Raw genomic sequence first — 14056 nt, 5'->3', positions numbered from 1 at the left:
TGCATCATAAAAGATGGTTAGCTCTACTGTTTATTTTTCCTTTATTGATAAATGTGGCAGGCGCGCAAACGGATAACAATTCACGTTTGGCAGCGATAAAGCACATTAAAACTGCCAAGCAAGAGATGAGTGCGCATACCGAAGACTTACGTGCATTGATGCTTGTCTTGTATGAGCTAAACCCGGATGAGCTCGCCAAAAGTACACAGGTAGGCGCGCGGGAAATGACAGAATGGGTTTTTGATGGCAAAGCGAACTGGAGATTTGAGGGGGTCCGGCGACTGCAAAAAGCGCAGGCGATTGGATTGGCATTGGATCCCGATTTTGCAGGCGATCACATTCTCGCGTTAATTGTGGGTATTGAGACTTTGTTATTTGATGCCTATGGCGGCACCAATGAGTTTGATATACCAGAACTACAAAATGAGCAGAAACACATGCAGACATTATGCGAATTGCAAAGAGTATTGCAAAAAACAACTACGCAGACCGATACCTCAAAAGCAATCACCGTTCTCGAAAAGCCAACTTCAAGGCGTCAGATTCAAAATACGCTGCTGGCAATAATCAAGCGCCTCAATGCTAAAAATGTTAAGCAAGCAGACCAGGCCTGTTTGCTAATCAATGATGTTGATTTACAGAATTAAGCGAGCCAAAGCGTGACTATCAAACACTACGGCCACTAGCTAGGGCATGAGTTTCTAACAATTGTCCTCAAAGTAAGTATCAACCCTACTTTCCTGATCAGACCAAATCACACTAGGCTTAGTTAGCCCTGCATTAAAATCTTATCCCGCGAAGTTGCAATTTTAACAATTGTTTATTTTATACATCCCTTGTTTAACCCTTGCTGGCAAGCCTTGGTTGACATTGAATTCAAGGCAATTTTATAATCCGCCGTCTTGTTAACAAAAATTAGTAAGTTTAATTAATTGTAATCAATCAAATGGATTATCATGGCAAATCAGCCACTTTTTCGACAAGCCGCACTCGTAGCACAAAAGAACCACTGGCTAGGTACCATTCTGATTATCCGGCCTTTGAGCTACGGCTTGCTCACGCTGATCGCAATTCTGTTTGCCGCCATGGTAGTGGCATTCATGGTTTGGGGGACTTATACCAAACGTAGCGCGGTGGTTGGCCAATTGATGCCGGAAACCGGTCTGGTCAAAGTGTATGCGCCGCAATTTGGCATTGTGATCGAAAAGCGGGTGCGAGAAGGCCAAGCTGTTAAAAAGGATGACGTGCTGTTTGTGCTTTCCAGTGAACGCTATTCTGATGATCAAAGTTCTATCCAGGCTTCAATCAGCACACAACATAAGCAACAGCGGCAATCGCTGCAAGATGAAATTACAAAAACCAGGGTGCAGCAGCGGGATGAGCAGCAGGCTTTGCAATCACGTCTGGATGGGATTAAAGATGAGCTGGAACGGCTGGAGGTGCAGTACAGTGCCCAGCAAACGCGGGTACAGCTAAGCGATGAAGCGCATAAACGCTATCAGGGTTTATTGGAAAAAAATTATATATCCCGTGAGCAAACGCAGCAAAAACAGGAAGACTGGATAGAGCAATCCACTCGGCTTGAATCCATGACGCGCGAGCAGATGCGTATGCGGCGTGAGCTAGTGGCCAGGCAGGACCAGCTCTCCAGTCTGCGGGCCAAGCACCAGAACCAGATTGCCCAGCTGGAACGCAGCGTTTCCAGTGTCAATCAGCAGCTCACCGAGAGCGAAGCCAAGCGCAGGCTGGTCATCCGTGCGCCGGAATCGGGTACTGCGACCGCGGTGGTAGCCAATCTAGGTACAGCAGTCGAAGGCAGTCGCCCTCTGGTGAGCATTGTTCCTGCCGGTGCCACGCTAGAGGCTTATCTGTTTGCGCCTAGCCGGGCGGTAGGCTTTGTGCGTGAAGGCGTGCCAGTGCGATTACGCTACCAGGCATACCCCTATCAAAAGTTTGGCCAGGCAAGTGGCCGGGTTGAGTCTGTCTCCAGGACGGCATTACCGGCAGGCGAGATTTTCACCCTCGGCAACCCTTCCTCTAACAACCAGAATAGCGAGCCTTACTACCGCATTACGGTGGCATTAGACCGGCAATCCATCACTGCTTATGGGCGTCAGCAACCGTTGCAGGCCGGTATGTTGCTGGATGCCGACATCATGCTTGAGCGCCGGCGCTTGTATGAATGGGTGCTGGAGCCTTTGTTCAGTCTGACTGGCAAATTCTGATATGCATAAGAGAGTAGGCCATGTCTTTCCTTAATCAATTGTCCTTCGGACTTGTGCGCAAACTCCCCATCATTCTGCAAACCGAAGCCAGCGAATGCGGCCTGGCCTGCCTGGCCATGGTGGCGAATTACCATGGCTTTCGTACCGATCTGGCGACTTTACGGCGTTTGTTCGTGATCTCGATTAAAGGTACTACGCTGAATTACCTGATGGCAATGGCGCAATCGGTTGGTTTTACCACCCGTCCGGTGAAGCTTGAGCTCGAAGACCTCAGGGATTTACGTCAGCCATGTATCCTGCATTGGAACTTCAATCATTTCGTGGTTTTGAAAGAGGTCGCGGCCAGGCATATTGTGATACATGACCCTGCGACGGGCTTGCGTAAACTTTCATTCGATGAGGTTTCTGCCAGCTTTACCGGCGTGGCACTCGAGCTGTGGCCAAACCCCGGATTCAAACGGGTGACTTTTAAACAAAGCATCAAACTGCGCGACATGATGGGTCATGTCACCGGTCTATACCGTTCACTAGGCCAGATCCTTTTGCTGGCGCTTGCGCTGGAAGTATTTGCGCTGGTGTCACCTTTATATATGCAATGGGTGGTGGATCATGCGATTGTGGCTGCTGATTACGATCTGTTGACGACGCTGGCGATTGGTTTTGGCATATTAATGCTGATGCAACAAGCCATTACCACGGTACGGGCCTGGGTCATCATGCATATGGCGACTAACCTCAATGTGCAATGGCGGGCCAATATTTTTGCTCATCTGATCCGCCTGCCGGTCGATTTTTTTGAGAAGCGCCATCTCGGTGATGTGGTTTCAAGGTTTGGCGCGATTGACCAGATACAACGCACCCTGACCAGTACTTTTGTTGAAGCATTGCTGGATGGGCTGCTGACCATAGTTACGCTGGTGATGATGTTTTTATATAGTCCCCAGATGGCATGGATTGCAATTGGTGCAATGGTGCTATATGCATTAGGCCGCTGGCTATGGTTCAGGCCCTTGCGGAATGCGACTGAAGAGCAAATCGTGCATGCGGCCAAACAGCAGACCCATTTTATTGAAACGGTGCGCGGTGTGCGGGCGATCAAGCTGTTCCAGCGTCTGGATGAACGCAGAACAGGCTGGCTGAGTTTATTTGTAGAGCAAGTGAATGCTGACTTGCGCACGCAAAAGCTGCATGTATTGTACCGGCTGATCAACGGCCTGCTATTCGGCGTTGAGCGGGTGTTGATCATCTGGCTAGGTGCTAGGCTGGTAATAGCCGGTGATTTTACTGTAGGCGCCTTGCTGGCTTTTATTGCTTATAAAGACCAGTTTGTCTCACGCGTCAGTGCCCTGATTGATCGTCTGGTTGAAATGCGCATGCTGCACTTGCAAGGCGAGCGGCTGGCAGATATTGCTTTGGCCGAACAGGAGTCTGTCTCAGTAGATGTCCTTAATAAACTGGAGCTGGCAAGGTTGCCAGCTAATATCCAGATCAAAGGATTGCGCTACCGGTATGCGGACGCCGAGCCCTGGGTGCTGGACGGCGTAGACCTGCAGGTTAATGAAGGGGAGTCAGTAGCAATCGTCGGTCCTTCAGGTTGTGGTAAATCCACGTTGTTGAATATCCTGCTCGGTATCCGTAACGCCAACGAAGGCGAAGTGCTGATAGGCGGGCAGCCAATATCCAGATTAGGCCTGGAGCAACTGCGTAGCATGATAGGTGCAGTCATGCAGGATGATGCACTATTTGCAGGTTCGATTGCCGACAATATCTGTTTCTTTGACCAGCAAGCTGACTTCGACTGGATTGAAGAATGTGCACGTAAAGCCGCCGTTTATGACGAAATCATGGCCATGCCCATGGGCTTTAATACCCTCATCGGCGATATGGGAGCCGCTATTTCTGGTGGTCAGAAGCAAAGGATTTTGCTGGCACGAGCGCTATATAAACGACCGCGCCTGCTGTTCCTCGATGAGGCCACCAGTCATCTTGACGTCACGCGTGAGGCCATGGTCAATCAGGAAATCCAGGCATTGAACATGACCCGTGTCATCATCGCGCACAGGCCTGAAACCATTGCTTCTGCTGATCGCGTGATTATGCTGCAGGCAGGCAAAGTGCAAACTGCCGCTGCTATTGCCCAATGACTGGTGCTGTGCAATGAAAAACAGTCTGAGGCTCGCGCTCTATTTAATCGGGCTTTTAAGTCAGCCTGCTTGGGCTCTCAAGCTGACTGATTTTCTGGAATTTCAGCAGCATATGCAGGGCAGTCCCGCAAAAAATATGCTGGTAACCCAGCCGGATACTACCAGTACCATTTGTGCGGACAGCCTGCCCGAACAACCATTGGCGCTGATTGATGTGGTTGAACAAGCGCTGTGCAACAACCCGCGGACCTCTGAAGTATGGGCTACCGCACGAGCTCAGGCAGCCCAGGTAGGTGTGCAGCGGGCCAATTATTTACCCAAGGTCACTCTCGTTTCCGGCATTTCCAAAATCCATAACGAAGTGACCAATTCGCGTTTTTCATTTCTCGATCAGGATAACCGTGTCTTGAACCGCGCCCATAGTTTACGCCTGACATGGCTGGTTGCTGATTTCGGGCAGAGGTCTGCCAAAATGAACCAGGCAGAAGCCTTGCTGGATGCCGCGAATGCCCTGCATGACGCTGCCTTGCAAGAAGTCTTCATCAATGCTGCCCAGGCTTATTTTGATCATTTATCTACGCTAGCCATGCTCGGATCTTATCAAGAGTCTGAAAAAGTCGCCAGGGAAAGCCTGGCCGCGGCTGCCGCGAAATTTAAGGCTGGTGTTGGCTTGTTGACTGACCAGTTACAGGCCCAAACCGCATATTCGCAAGCCAGGCTGGATAGAACTAAAGCTGAAGGGGAGGTTAATAATGCGCATGGTGCATTGGCTTTGGCAATGGGCGTAGTGGCCAATACCCGTTTTAACGTGATAAATCGGAGTGATCAACTAGAAAAAACTGATTTTGTGACGACGGCCGACCAGATGATTCAAGAGGCAATTGAGTTTCATCCTTCAATCATCGCCGCCAAGGCCAAGTTGCGTGCGGCAAAAGAAAATATTAATGCAGTGAGTGCCGAAGGTTTACCCACCTTGAGTTTCAACGCAGAAATCAGCCGGACTGATCAGTTAGGGCAGGCACAATTGGCCGGTGTTCCTGCTTCAGATGTGTATACGAACAACTCCACGGTGGGCTTACAGGTCAATGTGCCTTTGTTTGAAGGTTTTGCTCGCAAGCATCAGGTCGAATCGGCCGATGCCGAATCGCAAGTTCGCGCGAGCGAGTTAAAGCGCGTTATCCAGCAAGTGACGCTGGAAGTCTGGAAAAGTTACCATGCGCTGGTTTCCGAACGCGAAAATTTACGTGCTTCTGAAGAGTTGGTCACTAATTCCCGAGAGGCATTTGCCGTAGCACAAGGCAGATATAACGCTGGCGTCGGCAATATCATCGAGTTGTTGAATGCGCAGAATGCCTGGGCAAACGCCAAGCAGCAAAATATTAAATCACTCTCAAGCTGGCGCACTGTCAGGCTTAAACTGGCAACGAGTATAGGGCGTGTAGGGTTATGGGCAATCACTGATTAAATTACAATAAATAGTATTATTTAACATATATAAAGAAAATTGTTTACAAGTTAAATAAAATTATTTACATTCCTGTTTGGTTTTCTGTTTTGATGTCTTTTAGGAAGACCAAATTACTTAGTTAAAGGTAATGCTTCACTCGTCTATTAAGACCGAGTATCTAAAATTTAATAATGTGGAGAAAGTTATGGCAATTCAAGAATTAAACAAAGCTGAGATCGAAGTCGTTTCTGGTGGCGCAGCATTAAACCTGACCGCGCTGGTGAGCGGTTTGCCACTGGTTGGTGGGTTACTGGGTGGCGTATTGGGTTTAGTAGGTGGTTTGTTGAACAGTGTTTCAGGTTTGTTGACTGGTTTGCCGGTAGTTGGTCCTGTGTTGGGCAACGTATTGGGCGCTGTGTTTGGCGTAGTGGGTGGTATCGTTACTTTGTAATTGAACCCAGTTCAATTCAAGTAAAAAACCCCGCTCCGGCGGGGTTTTTTTTGAGATTAGCTATCTTGCTGAGGTTTGCAGTTTTTTAAATGCAAATGGTCACTATCATCCAGCGTCGTCTGGTCACCATTTAAACGTAAATCCATCGTGCCATAATGATAAAGTTGTTTGTCCTTGGCATCCCGCACCAGACCCACTTCATGATCCGGCAGCATTACCCAGGCATCTTCTCCATCTTTTGATAACTTCAGGCCAAAAGATTGAAAGTTTTCACATTGATAATGGATGGCATCTTTGCCATAGCGTGGCGTTTCTCTGGTGCCTTTCTCAAATACACGCGGCATTTCAAAACTTTTGCAGCCAAACAAAAAAGATGAAACCATAGCCAGTAATAAAAATTGATAAGCGTTCTTCATTGTGTGTAAGGTGGTTTAAAGGTCATTAAAGGTTAGAGTGCCTAGCATTGTGCCAGTCATGGTTGGCAGACTCAATCACTTTTGAGTTGGCGGCTGGTAGGCTGCGCGGTGCAGTCTGTCTCTCAGCGCAGCCCAGGCAGGCGTGTCCGGTGGCGATTCAATGAGTATCACTGGCGCATGCAGTGCATCTAATGTGTGCAAGGCAGCATAGAGTTGTTCGGCAGCAGACACAGGATTTAGTGCCAGGGCGAGCTTGTTTTTAGTGATGTCTGTTGGATTTTCGTTGCCAAGTATTAAAGCGGCTGCTGCAGGTACGGTTGCAGCATATTCATCAAGTGCATGGCGTGAATCAAATAGAATACACGGAGTGCGCGGCGAATAATGCAATAGATGCTGCCCTGGTGCTTTCGGTTTCTCGTCAGATGTGTGGAGAGCAGGTTTTCCAGCAACCAGTGTAATTACACTTTCTGAAATCATGCCTGGTCGCAATAATTGCCAGTCATCACCGTTGACACTCACAATGGTGGATTCGATACCTACCTGGCACGGGCCTCCCTCTAAAACCGGAATATCATCCCCCAGGCTGAATTCAACATGTGCTGCTGTTGTCGGGCTTAGTTGGGTATATTTGTTAGCTGAAGGCGCTGCCAGCCCTAGCCCACTCTCTCTTAACAGCTGCAGGCAAATAACGTGGGATGGCACGCGTAAAGCTACCGTAGGCTCACCTGCCCGCACTGTTACAGGGACGTCGGCTCGCGCTGGTAATACCAAGGTAAAGGGTCCTGGCCAGAATGTAGTTGCCAGTTTTTGCGCCAATGGCGGGAAGTCGCTCGCCCATTCGGTGATTTGATCTATTCCTGCAATGTGCACAATAAGCGGATTATTGGCAGGACGCTCTTTAGTCGCATAGATTTTGGCAATCGCCTGGTCATTACGCGCGTCAGCTGCCAGTCCATAGACTGTTTCTGTTGGGATAGCGACTACCTCACCCGCTTTTAACAGTTTGATCGCCTTGTCCAAAGATATACGCATCACGTACCCGAATCACAAAAAAGCTATTTTACTACTTAACAACTTTACTGCTTAATATCTGCTTCCTATAAAATGCTCGTTTTACCTAACTATCCCAATGGATGGAATGCTCATGCAAATTCAAGTTCAACATAATCCTGCCGAAACACAATTAAATAGCCTGGGCGTTTCCAAGTGGCCCACCTGGCAAAAAGAAGTATCTGTTTTTGACTGGACCTTCCATGAAGAAGAAAAAGCCTACATTCTGGCTGGTGAATGCGTTGTAACGCCTATAGGCGGTGCGCCGGTTTCTTTCGGCAAAGGCGACTTTGTCATTTTCCCTGCCGGGCTTAAAGCGAAATGGGAAGTTAAGCAGCCATTGCATAAACATTACCAGCTGGATGGCAATGTGTTGACGCAATCATGGAAGCGACTTAAAGCAGCTTTAAAATTAACCTGATAGTAAGCCGGTTAAAACGCTAATTTTGGCAATTTGTAACAAAATTGTAAAAATGAAAAATAAGGGTTGACCGCAAAGCTCAGCCCTATATAATGCGCACCTCGTTAACGCAAAGCGTTGATGTTGAAGGCCCTGGTGGCCCTGTTCTTTAAAAATTAGGATGACTGATAAGTGTGGGTGTTTGTAGTTGGGTGAAGCGCATTTAATGCGTAGCCTGTTCTTTAAAAATTAGGATGACTGATAAGTGTGGGTGTTTGTAGTTGGGTGAAGCGCATTTAATGCGTAGAAGCCTCAGAAAATACAAATGCTTTACACTTAGATTTATGACAAGTATGTACAGTGTTTTTTACACACATACCTTGAAATGAATTTGAGAAATTAAGCGAAACGAATACCGCCTCGAAAGAGGTATAAAGTAATAGTTAGGAATTAAACTGAAGAGTTTGATCCTGGCTCAGATTGAACGCTGGCGGAATGCTTTACACATGCAAGTCGAACGATGAACCCTAGCTTGCTAGGGGGATTAGTGGCGAACGGGTGAGTAATATATCGGAACGTGCCTTGTAATGGGGGATAACTAGTCGAAAGATTAGCTAATACCGCATACGCCCTGAGGGGGAAAGTAGGGGATCTTCGGACCTTACGTTATAAGAGCGGCCGATATCTGATTAGCTAGTTGGTGGGGTAATGGCCTACCAAGGCTTCGATCAGTAGCTGGTCTGAGAGGACGACCAGCCACACTGGAACTGAGACACGGTCCAGACTCCTACGGGAGGCAGCAGTGGGGAATTTTGGACAATGGGCGCAAGCCTGATCCAGCCATTCCGCGTGAGTGAAGAAGGCCTTCGGGTTGTAAAGCTCTTTCGCAAGGGAAGAAAACTTACTTTCTAATAAAGAGTGAGGCTGACGGTACCTTGATAAGAAGCACCGGCTAACTACGTGCCAGCAGCCGCGGTAATACGTAGGGTGCGAGCGTTAATCGGAATTACTGGGCGTAAAGCGTGCGCAGGCGGTTTGGCAAGTCAGATGTGAAATCCCCGAGCTCAACTTGGGAACTGCGTTTGAAACTGCCAGACTAGAATATGTCAGAGGGGGGTAGAATTCCACGTGTAGCAGTGAAATGCGTAGAGATGTGGAGGAATACCAATGGCGAAGGCAGCCCCCTGGGATAATATTGACGCTCATGCACGAAAGCGTGGGGAGCAAACAGGATTAGATACCCTGGTAGTCCACGCCCTAAACGATGTCTACTAGTTGTTGGTGGAGTAAAATCCATGAGTAACGCAGCTAACGCGTGAAGTAGACCGCCTGGGGAGTACGGTCGCAAGATTAAAACTCAAAGGAATTGACGGGGGCCCGCACAAGCGGTGGATTATGTGGATTAATTCGATGCAACGCGAAAAACCTTACCTGGCCTTGACATGCCACTAACGAAGCAGAGATGCATTAGGTGCCCGTAAGGGAAAGTGGACACAGGTGCTGCATGGCTGTCGTCAGCTCGTGTCGTGAGATGTTGGGTTAAGTCCCGCAACGAGCGCAACCCTTGCCATTAATTGCCATCATTTAGTTGGGCACTTTAATGGGACTGCCGGTGACAAACCGGAGGAAGGTGGGGATGACGTCAAGTCCTCATGGCCCTTATGGCCAGGGCTTCACACGTAATACAATGGTCGGTACAGAGAGTTGCCAACCCGCGAGGGGGAGCTAATCTCAGAAAGCCGATCGTAGTCCGGATTGTTCTCTGCAACTCGAGAGCATGAAGTCGGAATCGCTAGTAATCGCGGATCAGCATGTCGCGGTGAATACGTTCCCGGGCCTTGTACACACCGCCCGTCACACCATGGGAGTGGGTTTTACCAGAAGTAGGTAGTCTAACCGCAAGGGGGACGCTTACCACGGTAGTATTCATGACTGGGGTGAAGTCGTAACAAGGTAGCCGTATCGGAAGGTGCGGCTGGATCACCTCCTTTCTAGAGAAGATCACCCGGCTTCAAGCATTCACTCTTATCAGTCATCTGAAAATAAGCAGCAACAAAGATTTAGGCAAACCGCCTTAGGGTCTGTAGCTCAGCTGGTTAGAGCACCGTCTTGATAAGGCGGGGGTCGTTGGTTCGAGCCCAACCAGACCCACCACTCTGATATTGGGGGATTAGCTCAGCTGGGAGAGCACCTGCTTTGCAAGCAGGGGGTCAACGGTTCGATCCCGTTATCCTCCACCACCTATTGATGGTTTGGATACGTGGTTCTTTGTTGCGGTTTAGAGATTAGAAGCAAATGTTACTTGATTGGTAACGATCAAATAATGTTTGCTTCTGGTTTTTAAACGATTAGTTTAATGACTAAGACTGCTCTTTAACAAAATGGAAGAAGTAAAGGAATATAGGTTGTGTGATGACAACTTATATTCAATGGGCGATATTATTTTTTAACCGGAAATAATATCGATTGATTGCAAAATCATAAATATATTAAACGCAAGTTGAGAAGCTTTGGCTGATGAGAAATCAAAAGTTGAAGCGAATCTAACGAGGTTTGATAGTGCTTTAGAATTACCTGTAACGCGTGTCTCATGCACGACGAAACCTGGATTTAAAAAGGGTTTAGGTTTTAACGTTATAGGGTCAAGTGAATAAGTGCATATGGTGGATGCCTTGGCGATTACAGGCGATGAAGGACGTGATAGCCTGCGAAAAGCTTCGGGGAGCTGGCAAATAAGCTTTGATCCGGAGATGTCCGAATGGGGAAACCCACCCGCAAGGGTAACCGCTCCTGAATATATAGGGAGATGGTGGCGAACCGAGTGAACTGAAACATCTAAGTAGCTCGAGGAAAAGAAATCAACCGAGATTCCGTAAGTAGTGGCGAGCGAACATGGAATAGCCTGTTATTTTTAGCAGATGCGATAGTAGAACGGAATGGAAAGTCCGACCGTAGTGGGTGATAGTCCCGTATACGAAATCCCGTCTGTGGAACTAGGGTAACGAAAAGTAGGGCGGGGCACGAGAAACCTTGTCTGAACATGGGGGGACCATCCTCCAAGGCTAAATACTCGTAATCGACCGATAGTGAACAAGTACCGTGAGGGAAAGGCGAAAAGAACCCCGGGAGGGGAGTGAAATAGATCCTGAAACCGTATGCATACAAACAGTGGGAGCGGACTTGTTCCGTGACTGCGTACCTTTTGTATAATGGGTCAGCGACTTACATTCAGTGGCAAGCTTAACCGATAGGGGAGGCGTAGAGAAATCGAGTCCGAATAGGGCGTTTTAGTCGCTGGGTGTAGACCCGAAACCAAGTGATCTATCCATGGCCAGGATGAAGGTGCCGTAACAGGTACTGGAGGTCCGAACCCACAAATGTTGAAAAATTTGGGGATGAGCTGTGGATAGGGGTGAAAGGCTAAACAAACTTGGAGATAGCTGGTTCTCTCCGAAAACTATTTAGGTAGTGCCTCGTATATCATTCTCGGGGGTAGAGCACTGTTATGGCTAGGGGGTTCATAAGAACTTACCAAACCATTGCAAACTCCGAATACTGAGAAATGCAATTACGGGAGACAGACCATGGGTGCTAACGTCCGTGGTCAAGAGGGAAACAACCCAGACCGACAGCTAAGGTCCCAAATGACGTGCTAAGTGGAAAACGAAGTGGGAAGGCATAGACAGCCAGGATGTTGGCTTAGAAGCAGCCATCATTTAAAGAAAGCGTAATAGCTCACTGGTCGAGTCGTCCTGCGCGGAAGATGTAACGGGGCTAAGCACGTAACCGAAGCTTCGGATGCCCTAATTTATTAGGTGCATGGTAGGAGAGCGTTCTGTAGGCCTGCGAAGGTGTTCTGTGAGGGATGCTGGAGGTATCAGAAGTGCGAATGCTGACATGAGTAGCGATAAAGGGAGTGAAAAGCTCCCTCGCCGAAAGCCCAAGGTTTCCTGCGCAACGTTCATCGGCGCAGGGTGAGTCGGCCCCTAAGGTGAGGCAGAGATGCGTAGCTGATGGGAAACAGGTTAATATTCCTGTACCTCTATACAATGCGATGTGGGGACGGAGAAGGTTAGGTCAGCCGGGTGTTGGATGTCCCGGTTCAAGCGTGTAGGTTGGTTCTTTAGGCAAATCCGGAGAGCTAAGACTGAGACGTGATAACGAGCGTACTTGTACGTGAAGTGATTGATACCATGCTTCCAAGAAAAGCCACTAAGCTTCAGTTGTATAAGACCGTACCGCAAACCGACACAGGTGGGCAGGATGAGAATTCTAAGGCGCTTGAGAGAACCCGGGAGAAGGAACTCGGCAAATTAGCACCGTAACTTCGGGAGAAGGTGCGCCCCGGTAACGTGTAGAGACTTGCTCTCGAAGCGTGATGGGGTTGCAGTGAAAAGGTGGCTGCGACTGTTTAATAAAAACACAGCACTCTGCAAACACGAAAGTGGACGTATAGGGTGTGACGCCTGCCCGGTGCTGGAAGATTAAATGATGGGGTGCAAGCTCTTGATTGAAGTCCCAGTAAACGGCGGCCGTAACTATAACGGTCCTAAGGTAGCGAAATTCCTTGTCGGGTAAGTTCCGACCCGCACGAATGGCGTAACGATGGCCACACTGTCTCCTCTCGGGACTCAGCGAAGTTGAAATGTTTGTGAAGATGCAATCTCCCCGCGGCTAGACGGAAAGACCCCATGAACCTTTACTGCAGCTTTACATTGGACTTTGACAAGATTTGTGTAGGATAGGTGGGAGACTATGAAGCGGTGTCGCTAGATATCGTGGAGTCAACCTTGAAATACCACCCTGATGTTGTTGAGGTTCTAACCTAGGTCCGTAATCCGGACTGGGGACCGTGTATGGTAGGCAGTTTGACTGGGGCGGTCTCCTCCCAAAGAGTAACGGAGGAGTGCGAAGGTAACCTAGGTACGGTCGGAAATCGTACTGATAGTGCAATGGCAAAAGGTTGCTTGACTGCGAGACGGACAGGTCGAGCAGGTGCGAAAGCAGGTCATAGTGATCCGGTGGTTCTGTATGGAAGGGCCATCGCTCAACGGATAAAAGGTACTCTGGGGATAACAGGCTGATTCCTCCCAAGAGTTCATATCGACGGGGGAGTTTGGCACCTCGATGTCGGCTCATCACATCCTGGGGCTGTAGCCGGTCCCAAGGGTATGGCTGTTCGCCATTTAAAGTGGTACGTGAGCTGGGTTTAAAACGTCGTGAGACAGTTTGGTCCCTATCTGCCGTGGGCGCTGCAAGTTTGAGGGGACCTGCTCCTAGTACGAGAGGACCGGAGTGGACGCACCTCTGGTGGACCAGTTATCATGCCAATGGTATAGCTGGGTAGCTAAGTGCGGAAGAGATAAACGCTGAAAGCATCTAAGCGTGAAACTCGCCTCGAGATGAGACTTGCCTCTGGCTTTAAGCCAGCTAAAGAGTCGTTCAAGACCAGGACGTTGATAGGTCAGGTGTGGAAGTGCAGTAATGCATTAAGCTAACTGATACTAATTGCTCGTGAGGCTTGATCCTATAACCTTAAAACTTAGACATGATGTAACGTGAAAACGATACAAAAATCTAATGGATGAAAATCCATAAGGTGTAGTTCAAAGCAATATGATTTGGCAATCATCTAGAAATAAGAAACACAAGTTGTTTCATACCCTAATCCCATTGAAAACCAAGCGAGCGCTTGCATCCTTTACTTCTTCCAATTTGTTAAAGCAGGCTGAGCTACAACTCAGCACTCTGCATGTCACATGTCCCTTGTGGATATGTCAGGCATAACATTACCAGTTATGTTTGGGGACAATAGCGGTTTGGAACCACCCCTTCCCATCTCGAACAGGGCCGTGAAACGAACTTGCGCCAATGATAGTGTACTCTTCGTATGCGAAAGTAGGTCATCCCCAAGCTCCTTACA

At 48.5% G+C, this 14056-nt stretch carries 8 protein-coding genes, 2 tRNA genes and 3 rRNA genes; 11 read left to right on the top strand and 2 right to left on the bottom strand.

The window, feature by feature from the left end; translation table 11 throughout:
* Positions 1-224 precede the first annotated feature (224 nt).
* From ASG24_RS14610 to ASG24_RS04535, 5 genes are all read left to right on the top strand, one after another.
* Positions 225-647 carry a hypothetical protein gene (locus tag ASG24_RS14610; RefSeq protein ID WP_156376520.1) on the top strand — a complete coding sequence of 141 codons (423 nt, stop codon included), beginning with the start codon at positions 225-227 and terminating at the stop codon, positions 645-647.
* A gap of 309 nt (positions 648-956) precedes the next feature.
* Entirely contained in the window at positions 957-2225 is a 1269-nt protein-coding gene (locus ASG24_RS04550) for an HlyD family secretion protein (RefSeq protein ID WP_055868504.1), read from the top strand.
* 20 nt (positions 2226-2245) lie between these two features.
* Entirely contained in the window at positions 2246-4369 is a 2124-nt protein-coding gene (locus ASG24_RS04545; protein WP_055868500.1) for a peptidase domain-containing ABC transporter, read from the top strand.
* A 13-nt stretch (positions 4370-4382) separates the two neighbouring features.
* On the top strand, positions 4383-5834 hold the full coding sequence (locus tag ASG24_RS04540; RefSeq protein ID WP_055868498.1) for a TolC family protein: 1452 nt from the start codon (positions 4383-4385) through the stop codon (positions 5832-5834).
* Positions 5835-6021: 187 nt separating this feature from the next.
* The gene (locus ASG24_RS04535) at positions 6022-6267 is read left to right on the top strand and encodes a hypothetical protein (protein WP_055868495.1); all 246 of its coding nucleotides are present in this window, start codon (positions 6022-6024) and stop codon (positions 6265-6267) included.
* Positions 6268-6323: 56 nt separating this feature from the next.
* On the opposite strand, the gene ASG24_RS04530 is transcribed toward ASG24_RS04535, so the two are convergent.
* Together ASG24_RS04530 and ASG24_RS04525 are read right to left on the bottom strand one after the other, a co-directional pair.
* Positions 6324-6611: a hypothetical protein gene (locus ASG24_RS04530; RefSeq protein ID WP_229008305.1), complete on the bottom strand. Its 288-nt coding sequence runs from the start codon at positions 6609-6611 to the stop codon at positions 6324-6326.
* 147 nt (positions 6612-6758) lie between these two features.
* Positions 6759-7715: an L-threonylcarbamoyladenylate synthase gene (locus tag ASG24_RS04525; RefSeq protein WP_055868487.1), complete on the bottom strand. Its 957-nt coding sequence runs from the start codon at positions 7713-7715 to the stop codon at positions 6759-6761.
* Positions 7716-7827: 112 nt separating this feature from the next.
* Between ASG24_RS04525 and ASG24_RS04520 the strand changes: the two genes are divergently transcribed.
* The 6 genes from ASG24_RS04520 (at position 7828) to rrf (ending at position 14048) form a co-directional block, all read left to right on the top strand.
* Entirely contained in the window at positions 7828-8154 is a 327-nt protein-coding gene (locus ASG24_RS04520) for a cupin domain-containing protein (protein WP_055868484.1), read from the top strand.
* Between the two features lie 431 nt (positions 8155-8585).
* Positions 8586-10124: ribosomal RNA gene (locus ASG24_RS04515) — 16S ribosomal RNA — on the top strand.
* Between the two features lie 86 nt (positions 10125-10210).
* Positions 10211-10287, top strand: a tRNA-Ile gene (locus tag ASG24_RS04510).
* 10 nt (positions 10288-10297) lie between these two features.
* Positions 10298-10373 (top strand) — tRNA-Ala (locus tag ASG24_RS04505).
* A 400-nt stretch (positions 10374-10773) separates the two neighbouring features.
* Positions 10774-13662, top strand: a 23S ribosomal RNA gene (locus ASG24_RS04500).
* 272 nt (positions 13663-13934) lie between these two features.
* A 5S ribosomal RNA gene (gene rrf / locus ASG24_RS04495) occupies positions 13935-14048 on the top strand.
* Together the 16S, 23S and 5S rRNA genes with 2 tRNA genes alongside form the textbook arrangement of a ribosomal RNA operon.
* Positions 14049-14056 lie beyond the last annotated feature (8 nt).

This window comes from Methylophilus sp. Leaf414 (assembly GCF_001425425.1).
Classification (GTDB): Bacteria; Pseudomonadota; Gammaproteobacteria; order Burkholderiales; family Methylophilaceae; genus Methylophilus.
The sequence above is the reverse complement of the archived record's forward strand: the minus strand, read 5'-3'. Positions and strand labels throughout refer to the sequence as shown.